Origin of the sequence: Stenotrophomonas sp. 169 (assembly GCF_014621775.1) — a bacterium.
Classification (GTDB): Bacteria; Pseudomonadota; Gammaproteobacteria; order Xanthomonadales; family Xanthomonadaceae; genus Stenotrophomonas.
This window is the reverse complement of record NZ_CP061204.1, coordinates 2,441,402-2,460,830: the sequence shown is the minus strand read 5'-3', so window position 1 is coordinate 2,460,830 and position 19,429 is coordinate 2,441,402. Positions and strand designations below refer to the sequence as shown.

17 protein-coding genes are annotated in these 19,429 nt (G+C 65.8%); 13 read left to right on the top strand and 4 right to left on the bottom strand.

Translation table 11 applies throughout. The features are described from left to right. Window positions 1–313 precede the first annotated feature (313 nt). Entirely contained in the window at window positions 314–997 is a 684-nt protein-coding gene (locus ICJ04_RS10540; protein ID WP_188324224.1) for a hypothetical protein, read from the top strand. Window positions 998–1,420: 423 nt separating this feature from the next. Here the strand turns inward: ICJ04_RS10540 and ICJ04_RS10535 are convergent, their stop codons facing one another. Beyond that, window positions 1,421–1,648, bottom strand: coding sequence for a hypothetical protein (locus ICJ04_RS10535; RefSeq protein WP_188324223.1), 228 nt, complete (start codon window positions 1,646–1,648; stop codon window positions 1,421–1,423). A gap of 199 nt (window positions 1,649–1,847) precedes the next feature. Here ICJ04_RS10535 and ICJ04_RS10530 point away from each other — a divergent pair, with 199 nt between their 5' ends. Then, window positions 1,848–2,885, top strand: coding sequence for a TraB/GumN family protein (locus tag ICJ04_RS10530; protein WP_188324222.1), 1,038 nt, complete (start codon window positions 1,848–1,850; stop codon window positions 2,883–2,885). Between the two features lie 230 nt (window positions 2,886–3,115). On the opposite strand, the gene ICJ04_RS10525 is transcribed toward ICJ04_RS10530, so the two are convergent. Continuing rightward, window positions 3,116–4,315 (bottom strand): GAF domain-containing sensor histidine kinase, encoded by a 1,200-nt coding sequence (locus tag ICJ04_RS10525; RefSeq protein WP_188324221.1) that lies wholly within the window; start codon window positions 4,313–4,315, stop codon window positions 3,116–3,118. A gap of 177 nt (window positions 4,316–4,492) precedes the next feature. Between ICJ04_RS10525 and ICJ04_RS10520 the strand changes: the two genes are divergently transcribed. From ICJ04_RS10520 to ICJ04_RS10510, 3 genes are all read left to right on the top strand, one after another. Further along, complete coding sequence (locus ICJ04_RS10520; RefSeq protein WP_188324220.1) at window positions 4,493–4,768, top strand: hypothetical protein; 276 nt, start codon at window positions 4,493–4,495, stop codon at window positions 4,766–4,768. Between the two features lie 147 nt (window positions 4,769–4,915). Further along, the gene (locus tag ICJ04_RS10515; protein WP_188324219.1) at window positions 4,916–5,602 is read left to right on the top strand and encodes an outer membrane beta-barrel protein; all 687 of its coding nucleotides are present in this window, start codon (window positions 4,916–4,918) and stop codon (window positions 5,600–5,602) included. 104 nt (window positions 5,603–5,706) lie between these two features. Beyond that, window positions 5,707–6,378, top strand: a complete 672-nt coding sequence (locus ICJ04_RS10510; protein ID WP_188324218.1) for a MarC family protein — start codon at window positions 5,707–5,709, stop codon at window positions 6,376–6,378. 125 nt (window positions 6,379–6,503) lie between these two features. On the opposite strand, the gene ICJ04_RS10505 is transcribed toward ICJ04_RS10510, so the two are convergent. Continuing rightward, entirely contained in the window at window positions 6,504–6,860 is a 357-nt protein-coding gene (locus ICJ04_RS10505) for a response regulator (RefSeq protein WP_188324217.1), read from the bottom strand. Then, window positions 6,853–8,115, bottom strand: coding sequence for a PAS domain-containing sensor histidine kinase (locus tag ICJ04_RS10500; RefSeq protein ID WP_188324216.1), 1,263 nt, complete (start codon window positions 8,113–8,115; stop codon window positions 6,853–6,855). The genes ICJ04_RS10505 and ICJ04_RS10500 overlap by 8 nt, the downstream gene beginning before the upstream one ends. A gap of 40 nt (window positions 8,116–8,155) precedes the next feature. On the opposite strand from ICJ04_RS10500, the gene ICJ04_RS10495 reads away from it, so the two are divergent. The 8 genes from ICJ04_RS10495 (at window position 8,156) to ICJ04_RS10460 (ending at window position 19,424) form a co-directional block, all read left to right on the top strand. Next, entirely contained in the window at window positions 8,156–11,299 is a 3,144-nt protein-coding gene (locus tag ICJ04_RS10495; RefSeq protein WP_188324215.1) for a response regulator, read from the top strand. Beyond that, a complete protein-coding gene (locus ICJ04_RS10490; protein ID WP_188324214.1) occupies window positions 11,296–12,120 on the top strand; it encodes a CheR family methyltransferase in 825 nt (274 codons plus the stop codon). Before ICJ04_RS10495 ends, ICJ04_RS10490 begins: the two co-directional genes overlap by 4 nt. Continuing rightward, window positions 12,120–12,689: a chemotaxis protein CheB gene (locus tag ICJ04_RS10485; protein WP_188324213.1), complete on the top strand. Its 570-nt coding sequence runs from the start codon at window positions 12,120–12,122 to the stop codon at window positions 12,687–12,689. Before ICJ04_RS10490 ends, ICJ04_RS10485 begins: the two co-directional genes overlap by 1 nt. Continuing rightward, the gene (locus ICJ04_RS10480) at window positions 12,686–13,798 is read left to right on the top strand and encodes a hybrid sensor histidine kinase/response regulator (protein ID WP_188324212.1); all 1,113 of its coding nucleotides are present in this window, start codon (window positions 12,686–12,688) and stop codon (window positions 13,796–13,798) included. Before ICJ04_RS10485 ends, ICJ04_RS10480 begins: the two co-directional genes overlap by 4 nt. A gap of 104 nt (window positions 13,799–13,902) precedes the next feature. Further along, window positions 13,903–14,640: an AraC family transcriptional regulator gene (locus ICJ04_RS10475; protein ID WP_188324211.1), complete on the top strand. Its 738-nt coding sequence runs from the start codon at window positions 13,903–13,905 to the stop codon at window positions 14,638–14,640. Between the two features lie 33 nt (window positions 14,641–14,673). Continuing rightward, a complete protein-coding gene (locus tag ICJ04_RS10470) occupies window positions 14,674–15,621 on the top strand; it encodes a DMT family transporter (RefSeq protein ID WP_188324210.1) in 948 nt (315 codons plus the stop codon). Window positions 15,622–16,008: 387 nt separating this feature from the next. Next, window positions 16,009–18,513, top strand: coding sequence for a bifunctional aspartate kinase/homoserine dehydrogenase I (thrA, locus tag ICJ04_RS10465; RefSeq protein ID WP_188324209.1), 2,505 nt, complete (start codon window positions 16,009–16,011; stop codon window positions 18,511–18,513). Continuing rightward, window positions 18,510–19,424, top strand: a complete 915-nt coding sequence (locus tag ICJ04_RS10460) for a homoserine kinase (RefSeq protein WP_188324208.1) — start codon at window positions 18,510–18,512, stop codon at window positions 19,422–19,424. The genes thrA and ICJ04_RS10460 overlap by 4 nt, the downstream gene beginning before the upstream one ends. Window positions 19,425–19,429 lie beyond the last annotated feature (5 nt).

Genomic DNA, 19,429 nt, shown 5'->3' with positions numbered 1-19,429 from the left:
GCCGGCGAGGGGCTGCATGCCTGAGGCGGGAGGCCGACAGGTTCGACTCGATGGCCGCCAGATGGGGTGACCCCAAACTGACCCCAGCCGCCTGATAAGTCATTGATTGCGCTAGACCACCAATGATCGCGACTGAGCGCCTTAATCGTTGTTTTTGTTTATGTTCCCCAGCCTTGACATGGTAGGGGTTCCCTTCAAGACTGATGCACGGTTTGGAAAGGGACATCCAATGGCCCAGCGTGGCGAGATTTTGCGACACTGCCTTCGGTTCGTCGATGACTTAGAAGGCGCCTTGCGAGCATGCAAGGGGGGCATGAGTCAGCCAATGCCAGTGGCTGTAGGTGAAGGCTACTTCCTCCGCTTCCCAGTTCAGGACATCCTGCACGCCTTGGTGCTTAAGCAGGCTGCTCTACTGCATTATCTCCATGCTTCGATAGTCCTATGCGGCTCAGGGCTCATCGTTGCCCAAGGAGCCATGCAGAGAATGGCCGACGAGGCCGCCGATGACGTGTCTTTTCTGTCCCTGGGGGTGCTGAGAGGGATAACGAAGCGCCATGAAGATTTCTTGTCGGCCTTTTGGGCCGACTACATGGAAGATCCTGCTGCCACCACTGGACCACCGAAGCCAAATCAGGTGCGGCGCGAAAAGATCCTAGCTGCGCTCCACGACGGTTCTGAAAATCCCAGCCGCATGAGCGATATCGCCAAGCAACTTCATAAGACTTACTCAGGTTTCATCCATGCGTCGTCGGCAAATGTGATGGACCTATTTGATGCCTACGAGTGCACGTTCAGGGTAGATGGCGGGCCCGATTATCTCCTCGAAAGCTATGCGGAGGACCTCTGGAACTACGTTTACAGAGGCGGATTGGCCTATATTGCGGCGGCGAAGGCATTTCACTCGGATGCGCTAGTTCTCCGGCTGGAGGCTTCGATTATCAAGTTCCAAGATGACTGCGGCCGTGACGGCGACTATGGCGACAAAGCGCAGCAGTAAGTCGCCCATGTGACCCACGTTGCCCTAGCTTTTCAATTAGGCGCCACGGCGACAGGTCGCCTCGGTCTTGTCTCTGAGCGCATGCGCAATGGCTATTTCGGCGATATCGCCAGGGACTCGGTCCGTTCTGTCGCCAAGCCGCGGCTGGAGGGTAGCAATGTCCCGTTTGGACGGCGCGCCTTCCTGTACAAGGCGGAGAACACGGACTTGCATGGCGAGCCGCTCAAGACGCCCAACGGCCCTTCGAGAGCTCCGCTGGGCGGCACATATGGCACAGGATTGGCACAGCGAAGCATAAAAACCGCTTCCCATATGGGCTGATCGCCCCCTCCTAAGGGGAAGGTCGCCCGTTCGAATCGGGCCGGGGTCACCAGAGTTCCAAGCGCCATGCACCGCCGTCTCAGCGGCATCAGCAGGCGCAGATCAGTGCCGCGAATCCGCGCGCCGACGACCCGGCAGGAACCTCGCCTCCGACAGCGGCTGCGTCGCATGACAGCCGATGCATTCAATCAGCAATCGGCCATCGGCCGGGCTGCTTTCAATCTGCCGCTGCCCGCAGGTGTTGCAGAACAAAGAAAGACTGAGAAAACCGGTGGCGCCCCTGTCAGACGGATCAATCAGTTCGATGCAGAAGTAATGGGCCGTGGTCATGGGGTGGTGCCATTCGGGGACGTGTCTGTGTATCAGTCTCGCCGTGAATTCGATGCAGACGTTCGGCACGACGGCGCGTCCCAGCCCGTTTTGAAGCGCCTCCACCAGCAGGAAGCCTCGCCCCGGCATCGGCGCCGGCCCGCACTACGCTTGCGCCTACGCCATTGGTAGAGTGCGGGCTCACTCGGGAGGATGTCAGATGCCGCAGCACGTAGCCCCCACGCGGTCCTTCCTCCGCGGCGCAGCGCTCTGCCTGCTGGTGAGCGCGGCGCCCGCACCCGCAATCGCCCAGAACGCACTGCAAGCCGCAGGGCCCGTCGTCGACATGGCCTCCGTCCAGGTTACCGGCGAGCAGCCCGGTCCCGGTCTCTGGAAAGTCACGTCGCCGCAAGGCCATGTTCTTTGGCTGCTCGGAACGGTGTCGCCGATTCCTGCGGGCGTGCAGTGGCGTTCCACCGAGGTAGAGCAGGCCATTGCCGGCGCTGACCATGTGTTGGGTCCGCCGGGCTGGATGCCGGACGTAAAGATCGGGGTGTTCCGCGGGCTGACGCTGCTGCCGCTGGCGCTCAAAACCGCCAAGGACCCGCAGGGCCGCACGCTGCAGGAGATCATCGAGCCGGCGACGTACGCGCGTTGGTTGACGCTCAAGCAGACCTACCTCGGGCGCGACCGGGGCGTGGAGAACAAGCGCCCGATGATCGCCTCGGGCGAGCTCTACGGCGCCTTCCTGAAGCGCAACGGGCTGCGCGAGAGCAAGCAGGTGACCGAGGCGCTGGAGCGCATCTACAAGGACAACGACCTGGTGCCGGAAGAGGCGCGGGTGAAGTTGAAGATCGATGACGCCCGCGATGCGCTGAAGGAACTGCGCGGCACCGAAGTCGATGACCGTGCCTGCTTTGCGCGCACGCTGGATACGGTGGAGTTCGATGCGCCGGTGCTGCGGGAGCGTGCCTATGCGTGGGCGGCCGGTGACATCGCGGCGCTGCGGCGGCTCGCATTGCCAGCGATGGCGCAGACCTGCATGGGCGTGGTGCACGACTCGGAATTCGCGCGTCGGCGTGGCTGGAACGACCTGCCGGCGCAGACCAAGGCGCAGTGGCTCGGGCTGGTGGACAAGGCGCTGGCGCAGCACGCGATTACGTTTTCCACGGCGCCGGTGAGTCTGCTGATGGGTAGGGAGGATTACCTGGGGGCGTTGGCGGCGCGGGGGTATGGGGTGGAGGCACCGCCGGAGTAGGGCAGGGAGATTTGGGGAGATTCGCGGCGGGGTATTTGCGGGGGGTATTTGCGGGGGTAGAGCCGACTTCAGTCGGCTGGTTTTGGCCCCCGCAGCCAACTGAAGTCGGCTCTACCCGTGGCGCTGGCCCCCGCAGCCGACTGAAGTCGGCTCTACCCGTGGCGCTGGCTCCGCGCAGCCGACTGAAGTCGGCTCTACCAGCGGCTCTACCAGTCGGCTCTACCTGTGGTTCAGTGCGACAGCGGCAGGCGGGCGGTGAAGGTGGTGCCGGTGTCGGCGGCCGATGCGGCGGTCAGGGTGCCGCCATGGGACAGGGCGATCTGCGCGGCGATGTACAGCCCCAGTCCAAGGCCGGAATCCAGCCGCTGGTCGCCGGAGCGGTGGAAGGGCTTGAACAGTGTGTCCTTTGACCCTTCCGGGATGGCGCCGTGGTTCTGCACTTCCAGGGTCATGTCGCGGTCGTCCGCGCGCCCGCGGAGCACGATGGGCTCGCCCTGTTGTCCGTGGATCGCGGCGTTGATCAGCAGGTTGCCGATCAGCTGGCCCAGGCGGTCCACGTCGCAGTTCACCACCTCGGGAAGATCGAGGTCGATTTCCAGCGGGCAGCCGGGGTAGGGCGCCAGCGCCTGCTGGCTGACCCGGGTCAGGATGGCGGCCAGGCCGGTGCAGGGTTTGATGCGCAGGGCCAACCCGGATCCCAAGCGCCCGCGGGCGAAATCCAGGGTTACGTCGATCAACTCGGCCATCCGGTCCGCGCTGTCGTCCAGGTGCTGCAGCAGGTTCTGTTGGGCAGGCGATGCGGCCGACAGCGCCAGTAGTTCCGAGGTGACGCGTATGGCCTGCAGCGGATTGCGCAGATCGTGCGCGAGCACGGCGATGAACTCCTCGCGCTCACGGCCTTCTTCACGCAACGCGCTGTTGACCATCTCCGATGCCTGCAGCCGCTGTTCGGAGTGGGCGAGCGAGGCGCTGGACGTGTGCTCGACCGCACCCACCTGCTCGGCGACGACCTTGGCCAGCGCGTGCATGGCCCGCAGGCTTTCGTCGGTGACCTGCCGAGGCTCCGGGTCCAGCGTGCACAGGGTGCCGTAGACGCGCCCATCGGCCAGGACCACCGGCACCGAGATGTAGCTGCGGAACCCATGTGCGGCCGGAATCGGACTGCTGCAATGGATGGGGTCCTGCTGGGAGTCGCTGAACCAGACCGCCGCACCGGTCGCGGTGACGTCGCGGCAGAAGGTGTCGATCAGGTCCAGGCGCAGGCCGGCAGAAATGCCCATGCCGGCACGGTCCAGCGCATGGATGGCGCGCCATTCGTCATTGCTGACCTCCCCCACCAGTGCCACGCGCATGCCGCTGACCGCACACGCCAGCTCAAGGCAGGAGTGGAACGAGGGGAACGTACCGTCCTTGGAAGGAATTCTGCGCATCTGGCGGCGTACGCTTTCAAGGGCCTTCGGGCCCCTGCAGGAAAAAGTGAGGTGTCGATTGTGACATCTCGGACGAGCGGGCGCAGTTCGTGCGGCGTGCCTCTGATCCTGAAGAGTTAAGCATCCTGCGCGTAGCTCGCTGATTTTCTTGTCCGAAAGGCAGGTGGGTGTCCGGAAATGCGCACCGTTTCCTGTGCCGCGATCGGCTTCTTTGCCGCTGACCTCTCTATCTTCCGGCCGCGATATGGCGGTAAGCGCCCCGGAGGCACACCCATGCGCCTGAGACGCTTTCGCTATGCGTACGCCAAGCTGCGCAGCTGGCATGTCGGTGTGCTTGTTGCCGTGTCCTGCGCCGCGCGTTACGTGATCACCGGCGACAGCGGCCAGGTGCGTTCTCATGGCGGATGGCGCAAGTCGCGGCTGCGCAGTGCAACCGCGGCGGACAGCGACTGATCGGTGCGGCCTGACGCTTACCGCGCGCGATTCCAGCCCCGTCCTATAGGACAGAGCGGAGCGCCCGCCTACTTTGTGCCAAGGCAATTACGCCTCTTTCTGCTGCCTCGGCGCCTGCGGTGCCGGGTCATCCAATGAGAAACCCTCATGTCCTCGATCAAAGTTGTTTCGCTTTCGCTGCTGGCCCTCGCCGGCATGCAGTCCGCCTCCGCCTTCGCTGATGACGGCAGCTATTATGTCGCCGGCCGTGTCGTGGCAGCCGAGCACAAGGCGCGTGAGATGGCCGACAGCGCCCGTCCGGGTATCGGCGCGTTCGTGCCGGGCAAGCAGGACGACAAGTTCACCACCGGCTCGTTTGCGCTGGGCTACAAGTACAACAACGGATGGCGCGTGGAGGGTGAATACACCCTGCCGAAGACCGACACGTTCACCAGTGGGTCGACCACCTTCCCGCTCAGCAACAACGTGCATTACATCGAGGCACAGCGCCTGATGGCCAATGTGTACCGCGATTTCGCCATCACCGACCAGGTGTCGCTGTACGGTTCGGTCGGCATCGGTATCGCCCGCCTGAAGTCTGATGGCTGGCAGGGCACGGTTGCGCGCCGGTACAACGTCGGCCGCCAGGACAACCTGTCGTGGTCGCTGGGCGCCGGTGTGGCGTATTCCCCGATCGATAAGCTGACCCTCGACCTGGGCTACCGCTACGTCGACATGGGCCGTACCGAGAGTGGCTGGAATGCGTTCCCGAACGCGCGTTCGCTGCAGGACGAAAAGATGAGCGCCAACCTGGTGTCGAGCGAAATCTACCTCGGCGGCCGTTACGCCTTCTGATCTGACGGCACTGCATGGGGCCGCTGTGTCCGCCGAGCCTGGCTTGGTGCGACAGGGCGGCCCCTCTTCATTGGCGGGCAATGACCCGCTGGCGTGGAGCTGACATGGAATACATGATCGCCCTGTTGAAGGAAATGGCGCTGGTCCCGGTGACCCTGCTGCCGATCATCAACCCGCTGAGCATCGCCTCGATTTTCGTTTCGTCCGTCGGCAACAAGCACGGACTTGCGCGCCTGCTTGCACGGCAGATCGGGATGAACGTGGCATGGGTGATCATCGCCTCGATGCTGGTCGGCACCTACGTGCTGACCGTTTTCGGCATTTCGCTGGCGGTGGTGCGCTTTGGTGGTGGGCTGCTGGTCGCGGCGAGTGCATGGCGGATGCTGGCGCCCCGCCCCGATACGTCGCCGACCGCGCATGAGACTGAGGCTGCGGGCATTGCGGATGACCAGTTGATGCAGCGCAGTTTCTATCCGCTCACGTTTCCGTTGACCACCGGTCCGGGTGTGATTTCCGCCTGCATCACCCTGGGCGCACACGGTGAATCGATGAACCCGCTACACCCGCTGCACTTCCTGTCGGGCGCGATCGTTGCGGTCGGCGGGGCGCTGATGGTGGCGGTGGTGATCTACCTGATCCTGCGCAACTCGATCGTGGTGGTCACGCGCCTGGGGCCCTCCGGCGCGGTGGTGATGCAGCAACTGGTGGCCTTCGTGCTGTTGTGCATCGGCATCCAGCTGGTGTGGTCAGGCTGGCTGGATCTGAGCGCAACGTAGGGCCGACTTCGGTCGGCTGGGTTCGACGGGGCCGGGTAGAGCCGACTTCAGTCGGCTGGGGTCAAATACAGCCGACTGAAGTCGGCTCTACCCGGTTGCCCCACCCCTCAACGCTACCACCGCTTTCAGCGCGGGCTGAGCAGTTCCAGCAGCTGGCGCAGGCGGTAGGGTTTGGGCAGGAACTCGACGTGGCCGGGCAGGGGCGGCAGCTGCGAGCGGGCGTAGCCGGATGACAGGATCATGCGGGCACCGGGCTGGGCGCGGGCGACGTGCTCGCTCAGTTCGATGCCGGACATGCCATTGGGCATGCTGACATCGCTGAATACCACGTCGTACTCGCGTTCGCTTTCCATCATCGCCACGGCCTCGTGGCCGTCTGCGGTGGTGTCTACGGCGATGCCCATGTCCTGCAGGGCCAGCCCGATCATGTCGCGCAGATCTTCCTGGTCTTCGACCATGAGTACGCGGATGGGGTCAGTCATTGGCGGGAACCTCCAGGGCAGGCAGCAGCAGGCTGACCGTCGTACCACCACCTTCGGTGCTCGACACGTCGACGAATCCGCCGCATTGGGTAATGAATCCGAACACCTGGCTCAGGCCCAACCCGCTGCCTTGGCCGATGTCCTTGGTCGTGAAAAACGGTTCGCTGGCCCGTGCTGCGATATCCGGCGCCATGCCATGGCCTTCATCCTGGACCCGGATGGCGACGAAATCACGGTAGGTCGGGGTGTCGGCCTGCGGGTCCAACCGGCGCTCCAGGTCGCCGATGATACAGATATGCCCACCCTCCGGCATTGCGTCGCAGGCATTGCCCACCAGATTGAACAGGGCCGCCTCCAGCTGCGAGGGGTCCAGCAGCACGTCGGGCAGTACCCGGGTAACCTGCAATTGCAGCGTGTGTTTGGCCAGGCAGCGCTGCTGCAGGGCGGCCAGCGCAGGCTGCAGCCAATCGGCCGTGGACACACGCTCCCGCACCAGGGTCTGGCCGGCGCCGAACGCAAGCAATTGGCGGGTCAGCAGGGCGCCGCGGTCGGCCGCCGCCTGCGCGTTGCCGATCAGCCGTTCGGTCGTGTCGTCTTTGTCACAGCGCAGCGCGATGAGATCCAGGGCGTTGTGGATGGTGGTCAGGAGGTTGTTGAACTCGTGCGCCAGGCCGCGGCTGAGCTGACTGACTTTCTCGAACTGCTGGGTGCTGGCCAGCGCCCGCTGCGCGTCACGCAGCAGTACCTGGGCCTGGTAGCTTTCGGTGATGTCGCGGGTGACCTTGACGAAGCCCACCAGCACCTCGGATTCAAATACCGGCTCGATGACCACGCTCGCCCGGAACCGGCTGCCATCACTGCGAAGCCGCCAGCCTTCGCCGGCGTAGCGTCCTTCGCGCGCGGCAATATCCAAGGAACGGCCCGGCTCGCCCGCATCGCGGTCAGTGGGGCAGTGGAAGCGACTGAAATGCGTACCGATGACGTCATCGGCCGGGTATCCCTTGATCCGCTCCGCCCCCGGGTTCCAGCTGCATACCAGGCCATCCGTGTCGAGCAGGTACAGGGCGTGATCAGTGACGCTCTCGATGAGAAGCTTCAACTGTTGGCTGGACTCTGTCTGTGAGGTGAGCTTGGTGACGGCGTTTACCACGAGACTGCGCTGAAGACCCCTGAGGCCGGTGAAGCTAGAAGCGATAGTGTGAAGGATCTGTGTAGGTGGGCGCGTGCCGAAAGTCGTGCAGGAAACGACGGTCATTCAGTTACCATCTCACTTCTTTGTGCCGGGATCTCACTCCATGACCTCTGCTTCAAGCACGCGCGACCCCTGGGTGTGGGGGCTGTCTGCCGCTTTGTTGGCCTCTACCGCGGCGCTTGAACTGGTTGTCCCGCTTGGATATGCGGTCTGGTTGGCCTATTTCCTGGCCATTGGCGTGACGGTGTTCCAGCGCCATGCGGGGTTGCCGCTGCTGGTGGCTGTGGCCGCCTGCATCTTCCTCGCGGTGGGCTACAACATCGCACCGGCGAGCACCAATTCAGCTTTCTCGTTCGTCAACCGCACCATTGGCGGCTTCGCCTTCCTGATGATCGCGCTGATCGTCAACCGCGCAATCCAGGCCCGCCGCGAAGCCTCCGAAGCACTCTGGCTGCAGGAGAGTGAAAACGTGGTGGCGATGAGCCTGCGCGGTGACCTCGGCCCGGAAAAGATCGCCGAGGCGGCCATGACCACGCTGGCCGAGCAGCTGAACGCGCAGACCGCCGTCATGTATCGCATTGAAAACCACCAGTTGCTGTTGACCGGCGGCGTGGCGCTGCCAGGCGGCATACCGCAGTCGCTGGGACTGGCCGAGGGCCAGCTGGGGCAGGTGGTCCGCGAGGGCAAGGTCCGTCACCTGCGCGAGGTGGAGGGCAGCGTGCTGAAGATCAGTTCCAGCCTGGGCGACACCCCCCTGCGTGAGCGCCTGCTGGCGCCGATCCTCAGCGACGATGTGATCGTTGGCGTGGTCGAGCTGGGTCGCATCCGTCCGGGGCGCGTTCCGCACCTCGACCGCGTGCTGCTGGAGCGCTGCGCCGACACCATCGGCATCGCACTGCGCGCGGCCGTGCTGCGCGCAAGGTTGGCCGAGCTGCTGGAGGAATCGCAGCGCCAGGGTGAAGAGTTGCAGGCACAGCAGGAAGAACTGCGCGTGTCCAACGAAGAGCTGGAAGAGCAGAGCCGCAGCCTGCTGCACTCCCAGACCAACCTGGAGCAGCAGCAGGCGGAAATGGAACAGACCAACGTGCAGCTGGAAGAGCGCACGCACGAGCTGGAAGGGCAGAAGCAGGCGCTGCTGATCGCGCAGGCTGCGCTGGTGCGCAACTCCAACGAGCTGTCTGCCGCCTCGCGCTACAAGTCCGAGTTCCTGGCCAACATGTCGCACGAGCTGCGGACGCCGCTGAACAGTTCGTTGATCCTGGCCAAGCTGCTGTCCGACAACCGCGACGGCACGTTGAGCGATGAGCAGGTCAAGTACGCGCAGGCCATCCTGTCGTCGAACAATGACCTGCTGTCGTTGATCAACGACATCCTGGACCTGGCCCGCATCGAAGCCGGCCACGTGGAACTGTCCGATGAGGTGGTGGTGGTCGACGGCGCGCTGCAGCGCCTGCGCGAGACGTTCGAGCCGCTGGCGCGCGAGAAAGGGCTGGCACTGGAGATCGTGGCCGATGCCGGTGCGCCCAGCCAGTTCACCGCAGACAGCCAGCGCCTGCAGCAGATCCTGAAGAACCTGCTGGCCAACGCGGTCAAGTTCACCGAACACGGCACGGTCAGCCTGCAGGTGCAGGCCGTGGCCCCTGATCGGGTGCGTTTCGTGGTGCGCGACAGCGGTATCGGCATCGCCGCCGAACAACTGGACGCCGTATTCGAAGCGTTCCGCCAGGCCGACGGCAGCACGCGTCGCCGCTATGGCGGCACTGGCCTTGGGCTTTCGATTTCGCGCGACCTCGCCACCCGCATGGGCGGCGACATCCGGGTGCAAAGCGAGCTGGGCCGTGGCAGCACGTTCTCGTTGGAATTGCCGTTGAGCGGCTCGCCCGAGCAGGCCGACGCGCCACCGACGATGGGCAGCGCGCACGCCACATCGACGCCTGCCAGCCCTCGTGTGCCTGCAGCGGCGCCGGCCACCATCCCGGTTCAGGCGCGCAGTGAAGCCGCAGCGGTGTCCGCGTCGCCGTCACTGGTGGCGTGGCAGGCGGCGGCGAACCAGCGTGCCGGTTCCCTGCGCAGCGAGCGGCTGATCCTGGCCGTGGAAGATGACGCCACCTTCGCCGAGGCGCTGGTGACGCTTGCGCGTGAACTGGACTTCGACTGCGTGGTCGCCACCACGGCCGAGGAGGCCCTGACGATGGCGCGCGAGCTGCGCCCGAGTGGCGTGCTGCTGGACATCGGCCTGCCCGATGTGTCCGGGCTGAGCGTGCTGGAGCGCCTGAAGCGCGATCCGTTGACCCGCCACATTCCCGTGCACGTGGTGTCGGGCATGGAGCGCAGCCAACTGGCGATGGAGCTGGGCGCTATCGGCTATGTGATCAAGCCGGCCACCCGCGAGCGCCTGGTGGAAGCCATCCAGCAGTTGGAAAAGACCAGTCAGCGAGACGTGCGCCGTCTGCTGATTGTCGAGGACGACACCGAACTGCGTGGCAACCTTGAACTGCTGCTGGGCCGCGAACAGCTGCAGATCACCGCTGTCGGCACCATCGCCGAGGCAGTGCAGCAGCTGAGCAGTGCGACCTTCGACTGCATGGTGACCGACCTGGCCCTGCCCGACGGCAGTGGCTACGACCTGCTGGAGTACATGGCCAAGAGCGAGGACGTCGGCTTCCCGCCGGTCATCGTGTACACCGGCCGCGCGTTGGGGCGCGAAGAAGAACAGCGCCTGCGCCGCTACTCCAAGAGCATCATCATCAAGGGGGCTCGTTCGCCGGAGCGCCTGCTCGACGAAGTGACCCTGTTCCTGCACAGCGTGGAGGCCAACCTGCCCACCGACCAGCAGCGCCTGCTGCGCGAGGCGCGTCGCCGCGATTCGGTGCTGGATGGCCGCACCGTACTGCTGGCCGAGGACGATGTCCGCAACATCTTCGCCCTGTCCAGCGTGCTGGAGCCGTTGGGGGTGAAGCTGGAGATCGCACGCAACGGTCGCGAGGCCGTGGACCGGCTGGCGACCATGGAAGTGGACCTGGTGCTGATGGACATCATGATGCCGGAAATGGATGGGTTGACCGCCATGCGCGAGATCCGCAGCCAGCGCCAGCACAAGGACCTGCCGATCATCGCGCTGACCGCCAAGGCCATGCCCGATGACCGCGAGCGCTGCCTGCAGGCCGGTGCCAACGACTACATCGCCAAGCCCATCGACGTGGACAAACTGGTGTCGCTGTGCCGTGTGTGGTGCTCGCGGCAATGAACGAAGCGGAGCTGTTCGACCTGGAGTTGAAGGTGCTGGTGGAAGCCATCTACCAGCGCTACCACTACGATTTCCGTAACTATGCGGTGTCGTCGTTGCGGCGGCGCATGCGCCAGGCCATGCAGCGCTATGAGTGCGAGCGGCTGTCTGACCTGCAGCACCGCCTGCTGCATGAGCCGGACCTGTTTGCCCAGGCGATGCAGTTTTTCACCGTGCAGGTGTCGGAGATGTTCCGCGACCCGTCGTACTTCAAGGCGCTGCGCGAGCTGGCGGTGCCGGTGCTGCGCACGTATCCGTCGATCAAGCTGTGGGTAGCCGGCTGCAGTACCGGCGAAGAGGTGTGGTCGCTGGCGATCCTGCTGCAGGAAGAGGGGCTGTTGGACCGCAGCATCATCTACGCGACCGACATCAACCCCTCTGCATTGGCAGCGGCGGAGTCGGGCACCTACGGTATCGACCGGATCGCCCAGTTCAGCCGCAACTATCTGCAGGCCGGCGGCCAGAGCTCGCTGTCGGATTACTACACCACCGGGTACGACGGCGCGGTGTTCGACCGACGCCTGCGCCGCAACGTGGTGTTCGCCGATCACAGCCTGGCCACCGATACCGTGTTCTCCGAAGTGCACCTGGTCTCGTGCCGCAACGTGCTGATCTATTTCAACCGTCCGCTGCAGGATCGCGCCGTGGGGCTGTTCCGCGAGGCGCTGGTACACCGCGGCTTCCTTGGGCTGGGCAGCAAGGAGTCGCTGCAGTTCGGCGAGCACGGCAACGCGTTCGAAACCTGCGCGCGGGAGCAGCGCCTGTACCGGAAGGCGGCCTGATGGGCGCTGCGTTTCCGCGGCTGCTGGTGATCGGCGCCTCTGCCGGGGGCGTCACCGCGTTGCAGCGGGTGCTGGCAGCATTGCCTGCGGCGCTGGGCTGTCCGGTGCTGGTGGTGTTGCACCTGCCGCGGGATCGGCCCAGCCGGATTGCCGAGTTGCTGGATCCGTCGTCGGCATTGACCGTGCGCGAGGCCGAGGACAAGCAACCGCTGGAGCGGGGGACGGTTACCTTCGCACCGCCGGATTACCATCTGCTGGTCGAAGATGCGTCGTCCATTGCGCTGTCGATGGATGCACCGGTGTTGTTCTCGCGTCCCGCCATCGACCCGCTGTTCGAATCGGCGGCTGCCGTGTTTGGTGAGGATGTGTTGGCGATCCTGCTGACGGGAGCCAGCAGTGATGGCAGCGAAGGCGTGGCGGCCGTGCGTGATGCGGGCGGCCAAGCCTGGTTGCAATGCCCCGAAGATGCCGAGGCGTCGATGATGCCCGCTTCGGCCCTGCAGCGTGCCGGTGCCGATGCGGTGCTGACGCTTGAAGAGATATGCAGATGCCTGAAGGATTTGAAATGAACCTGCTTCATCCCGTGGCTGTAGCAGACGCAGCGCCGGTCAATGTGTTGATCGTCGATGACGTGCCGCAGAACCTGGTTGCGATGGAAGCGCTGTTGCGCCGTGATGGACTGCGTATTCTCTGCGCGTCCTCCGGCTATGAGGCGCTGGAGCTGTTGCTGGAACATGATGTCGCCTTGGCGCTGCTGGATGTGCAGATGCCGGAAATGGACGGCTTCGCGCTGGCCGAGCTGATGCGGGGTTCGGCGCGCAGCCGCGATGTGCCGATCATCTTCCTCACTGCCTCGCCGCAGGATCCGGTGCGTGCGTTCAAGGGCTATGAAAGCGGTGCGGTGGACTTCCTGCACAAGCCGATCGAACCGCAGATCATCCTCGGCAAGCTCGGTGTGTTCATCGAGTTGTACGAGCAGAAGCGCTTGCTGAAATCGCGCAACGAGGCGCTGGAGCGCGCGCTGACGCTCAATGAAACGATGATGGCCGTGCTGACCCACGACCTGCGCACGCCGCTGTCGGCGATCCTGTTGTGCGCGGACAAGTTGTCGCTGGACATCCCGCAGGATGCCAGCGCGCAGCAGACGCTGCGGCACCTGGAGTCCAGTACCCTGCGCATGGCGCGGATGGTCGACCAGTTGCTCGATTTCTCGCGCATCCGTTCCGGCGGCCTGCGCCTGGAGCGTACGGCGTGCAACGCCGCAAGCGTGGTCACCGCCGTGGTACAGGAAGTGGAACGCGGCCAGGCCAACGCGGCGATCGACGTGCGGCAGTCCGGTGATGCGCGCATGCAGGGCGACCCGGATCGCTTGGCGCAGGTGGTGTCCAACCTGATCGGCAATGCGCTCGTGCACGGTGGCAACGAACCGGTCGAGGTGCAGGTGGACGGCGAGGATCCGGCGCAGGTCGTGCTGCGCGTGCGCAATCGCGGGCATATTGGCGACAGCCTGCTGCCGCGCCTGTTCGAGCCGTTCAAGGCCAGCTTCCATGCCAGCAAGGGGTTGGGGCTGGGGTTGTTCATTGCCGACCAGTTCGTGCGCGCACATGGCGGCGAACTGGAAGCACGCAACGAAGCACAGGACGTGGTGTTCGAAGCCCGCCTGCCCCGGCGGGCCTGATCGGACCCGCGCTGTAGAACGGCAGGTTTCTCTCGCACCGTAAAAGCACCCTGGTCCCGCTTGCCCTGCTTGCGCGGGTTCAAGGCGAGCGCGAGACTTGCCCGATGAACACCCCGTGCTTCCACATCCGCAGTTACGGCGACGCCGGCGGTGGCGACCGCCACGACTTCGCGCAATGGGTGCTGCCGCTGCGGGGTGAGCTGCAGTTCGAACTGGACGGACAGGGGGCGCGGCTGGATGCCTTTCAGGGCGTGTTCGTCGCCCCAGGTGAGCACCATGACCAGAGGGGGCAGGGGTGCAATGCCCATCTGGTGATCGATTGCGATCTGCAGTGGTTCGACGACCACACCTTGGACCACCTGCGCCGTCAGCGCTGGCTGTTCCTGCCGCAGTCACTGCGCCGCGCGTTGCACGCCACGCCCGCTGGCGATCGCGCCTCGCTGCTGCCGCAGCTGTTGCAGGCGTTCGCGCCTGACGGCAGTGGCGCACGTCTGCAGGTGCTGTGCACCCACATCCAGGATGCGCCGGGTGAGCCGTGGCCGGTAGAGCGCATGGCGCGACGGGCGGGGTTGAGCGTCAGCCACCTGCATGCCTGGTTCGTGCGCGAAACCGGGCTGCCTCCACAGGCGTGGTTGAGTGCCGTGCGCCTGCGCCTGGCACGCCATCTGCTGTGCACGACCGCGTTGCCGATCAGCCAGGTCGCTCAGCGTGCGGGCTATTCCGAGCAGAGTGCGCTGACGCGTGCGCTGGTGCGCGAAACCGGGCGTACTCCTACCACCTGGCGCTCTCGCGGGCCCGCGACCGTAGCCCGGGTCAAGACACGCCGCGCACGCACCCCCTAGACTTCCCGGCCTGACAGCAGGGTAGGCGGTGTGATGAATCGTTCGATGGGTGTGGGCATCGGCAATGGCGTGGCGGCAGGCGCGCTCTGGGGCGTGGTGTTCCTGGCTCCCGCCGTACTGATGGCCTTCGATGCGGTGCAGCTCTCCGCCGGCCGCTATCTGATCTATGGGCTGGTGGCCGTGGCCCTGCTCTGGCCGCGCTGGAAGCGCTTGGCGCCGCAGCTCGGTGCCGCCGAATGGCGCGGGCTGGTGTGGCTGAGCCTGGCCGGCAACCTGGTGTATTTCCTGCTGCTGGCGACCGCCGTGCAGTGGGCAGGCGGTGCGGCGGCATCGCTGATCGTCGGCTTGATTCCCGTCGTGGTGACGTTGGTGGGCGTGCGCGAAGAAGGGGCGGTACGGTTGGCCAAGCTGGCACCGGCGCTGCTGCTGTGCCTGACAGGCGTCGCCCTGGTCGGTTACGAGGCACTGGTGTCCGAGCACGTGGCTACGCCGTGGCGACAACGCGTGCTGGGCCTGCTGTGTGCGTTTGGTGCCTTGCTGTCCTGGGCGGCCTATTCGGTGGGCAACAGTCGCTGGTTGCAGCGTCGCCCGGATCTGTCCGCACATGATTGGTCATTGCTCACCGGCGTGGTCACCGGCGCGCTCGCGCTGCTGCTGGTGCCGATGGCCTTCGTCTTCAACACGGCGCATCACGATGCGGGGGCGTGGGGGCTGTTCTGGGTCGTCAGTGCCGGCGTAGCGATCATCGCCTCGCTGTTGGGCAATGCCTTCTGGAACCGCGCCAGTCGACTGCTGCCGTTGACGCTGACCGGCCAGATGATCGTGTTCGAAACCCTGTTTGCCCTGCTGTACGGCTTCGGCTGGCAACGGCGCTGGCCCACCGCTCTGGAGCTGGCGGCCATCGCCTGCCTGGTGACCGGGGTGCTCTGGTGCGCGCATGCGCATCGCACGCCACGCGCGATCACCGAGCATGCTGGATGAGGAAGACGATGTCGTGGCCGCCGCGCCGCGCGCCAGCGACATGGTCACCGATGCAACCATTTTCGCCGACGATGCGTGCATATGAAGCACTGGTATTTTTGCAGCGCAGCACTTGACAGCAGCGGGGTCGCCGGTGTTTTCTAGTCCCATGGTCACCGCCTCCGCTCCCTTCGCCCTCGCACACGTCGCCTTCGCGGCGCCAGATTGTGCGCGGTTGGATGCCGGCAGCAGCACGGCCATTACCCCGATTACCACCACCACCGGCACCACCTGCCGGGTGCGGTCCGTCGTCTTCGCGTAACTCACGAAAACCACGGCCCCGCACCGAACCAGGTGGCGGGGAAACCTTCCACCGAGCGCGATGCGGGGCCTCCCACCGAGGTTGCCATGTCCAGTGCCGTTTCCGTAGAACCCGCCGCGTCGCCCTTGCCGGTGCCCCCGCGCACCGTCGTGCACAAGTTCGGCGGCACGTCGGTGGCCGACGCCGATCGTTACCGCCATGTGGCTCGTCTGCTGCTGCAGCGCCCCGAGCGGATGCAGGTCACCGTGGTGTCTGCGATGAAAGGGGTGACCGATGGCCTGATCGACCTCGCGCGGATGGCGGCGGCGGGCTCGCCACAGTGGCGGGATGCCTGGCATGCGCTGCGCGCGCGTCATCGCGGTGCAGCCGCCTCGTTGCTCGGCGAACATTCCGGGGCCAGCGTGGAATGGCTCGACGCGCGCTTCGATGAGTTGGCCGAACTGCTTGCCGCGTTGGCGGTGATCGGTGGGTTGCCGGACGACGTGCTGGACCGGGTGCAGGGACTGGGAGAAGTGTGCTCTGCGCACCTGCTGGGGCATCATTTCCTGGCAATCGGCGAGGACTGTGCGGTGCTGGACGCGCGCGAGGTGCTGGTGGTCGAGCATGGCGAACTGGGTGTCAACGTGGACTGGGAGACGAGTGCCGCGCGGCTGCAGGCATGGCGACAGCGGCATCCGCAGACGCGGGTGGTGGCTACCGGATTCATCGCGCGCGACGGCAAGGGGCGCATCACCACGCTGGGGCGCAATGGCAGCGATTACTCCGGGGCGATCTTCGCCGCCCTGTTCGACGCGGATGAACTGCAGATATGGACCGATGTGGACGGCGTGTTGTCTGCCGATCCGCGACTGGTGCCCGAAGCGGTGCAGCTGGATGCACTGAGCTACGACGAAGCCTGCGAACTGGCCTATTTCGGCGCGAAGGTGGTGCATCCGCAGACGATGTCGCCGGCCATCCAGCGCGGCTTGCCGATCCTGATCCGCAATACCTTCCAGCCAGACCATCCGGGCACCCGCATCACCGCCGAGCGCTCGGTGCGCGGACCGATCAAGGGGCTGACGCTGAGCGCCGAACTCGCCGTGCTCAACCTGGAAGGCACCGGCCTGATCGGTGTGCCGGGCACCGCCGAGCGGGTGTTCTCGGCGTTGCGCCAGGCACACGTATCGGTGGTGATGATCTCGCAAGGGTCGTCCGAACACTCCATCTGCTGCGTGGTGCGTGGCAACGAGGCCGCGCGCGGCCGCGATGCCTTGCTGCAGGCGTTTGCGCATGAGCTTGCGGTGGCCCAGGTGCAGCGCGTGCAGTTGACCACGGGTGTCAGCGTGCTGGCGGCGGTAGGCGATGGCATGGCGGGCCAGCCCGGCGTGGCGGCACGTCTGTTCGAGTCACTCGGCCGCGCGCAGGTGAACATCCTCGCCATCGCGCAGGGGTCTTCCGAGCGCAACATTTCAGTGGCCATCGAAAGCGGCGACGCGACCCGTGCCCTGCGCGCCGCGCATGCCGGATTCTGGCTGTCGCCGCAGACGTTCGCGGTTGGCGTGATTGGTCCGGGCAACGTCGGTGCGGCCTTGCTGGACCAGTTGCAGGCCGAGCAGGGGCCGCTGCTCGGCAAGGCCAACATCGACCTGCGCCTGCGCGCGGTGGCATCGCGCGGCGGCATGTACCTGGCACCGCGCGCGCTGCAGGGCGAATGGCGCACCGCGCTGCAGGAGGGCAGGGAGGCCAACGAGCTGGATCGCTTCACCGCCCATCTGCTGTCAGCGCATCTGCCGCATGCGGTGGTGATCGACTGCAGCGGCAGTGCCGAGGTGGCCGAGCGTTACGAGGGCTGGCTGGCGGCCGGCATCCACGTGGTCACGCCGAACAAGCAGGCTGGCTCCGGGCCCCTGGAACGCTATCAGCGCATTCGCGCAGCCGCGACCGCCAGCGGCGCGCGCTTCCGTTATGAAGCGACCGTCGGTGCGGGGCTGCCGGTGATCACCACGTTGCGCGACCTGGTCGACACCGGTGACGAGGTGCTGTCGATCGAAGGTATTTTTTCGGGCACGCTGGCGTGGTTGTTCAATCGCTTCGACGGCAGTCAGCCGTTCTCTGCCCTGGTGGAACAGGCGCGTGGCATGGGCTATACCGAGCCCGATCCGCGCGACGACCTGTCCGGCATCGACGTCGCACGCAAACTGGTGATCCTGGCGCGTGAGGCGGGCCGCACGCTCAGCCTGGAGCAGGTGCAGGTGCAGAGCCTGGTGCCGGAGGCGCTGCGCGGCGGCAGCGTGGAGGCATTCATGCAACGCCTCGCCGACAACGACGCGGTGTTGCTGCAGCAGCTGCGGCAGGCGCGCGAACGCGGTGCCGTGCTGCGCTACGTGGCCGCGCTGACGCCGCAGGGCGCGTCGGTCGGTCTGGTCGAGGTGCCGCTGGACCACGCATTCGCAAACCTGAAGCTCACCGACAACGTGGTCCAGTTCCGCACCCGGCGATACTGTGACAACCCGCTTGTGGTACAGGGTCCGGGGGCTGGCCCCGATGTGACCGCCGCCGGTGTGTTCGCGGACCTGCTGCGCGTGGCCGCCGGCGAAGGGGCGCGCCTGTGATCGCACGCGCGTTCGCACCGGCGTCGGTCGGCAATGTCGGCGTCGGCTTCGACATTCTGGGCCATGCCATCGCCGGCGTCGGTGACACGGTGACCGTGCGTCGGATCGCCGAGCGCGAGGTGCGGATCGACGCCATCCGGGGTGCTGACCTGCCGCTGCCACGGGAGCCCGCGCTCAATACGGCCGGCGCGGCCTTGATGGCGATGCAGGAGGTGCTCGAACTGCCGTACGGCTTTGCCGTCGAAATCGACAAGGGCATCGCGCTGGGATCAGGCATGGGCGGATCGGCCGCCTCCTGCGTAGCGGCACTGGTGGCCGCCAATGCGTTGCTTGATGCACCCCTGGACCGTAAGGCGCTGTATCCGTTCGCGCTGGAAGGCGAGATGGTGGCCAGCGGCGGCCGCCATGGGGACAACCTGGGGCCCATGCTGCTGGGTGGGCTGGTATTGAGCACCGCTGACCGGCTGGTGTCCATCCCGGTACCGGCAGCGTGGCACAGCCTGCTGGTGCATCCCGACGCGGTGCTGGAAACCCGTCGCGCCCGCGAGGCGTTGCAGGGCAGTTACGCCTTGGGTGATTTCGTGGCGCAGAGCGCGAACCTTGCGCTGGTGCTGGCCGGTTGCTTCCAGAACGATGCGGCACTGGTCCGTGCCGGCCTGCGGGATGTACTGGTCGAGCCGCGTCGTGCACCGCTGATCGGTGGCTTCGCGGCGGCCCGTGACGCCGCGCTGGCAGCAGGGGCGATGGGCGCCAGCATCTCCGGCGCCGGGCCCAGCGTATTTGCCTGGTTTGAAGACAAGGCCAGCGCACAGGCCGCCGCCGCGCCGGTGCAGGCCGCGTTTGCTGCGGCAGGCTTCGCCAGCCAGGCGTGGGTATCTCCGTTGTCCGCACCGGCGGCGGTGCTGTTGTGAACTCT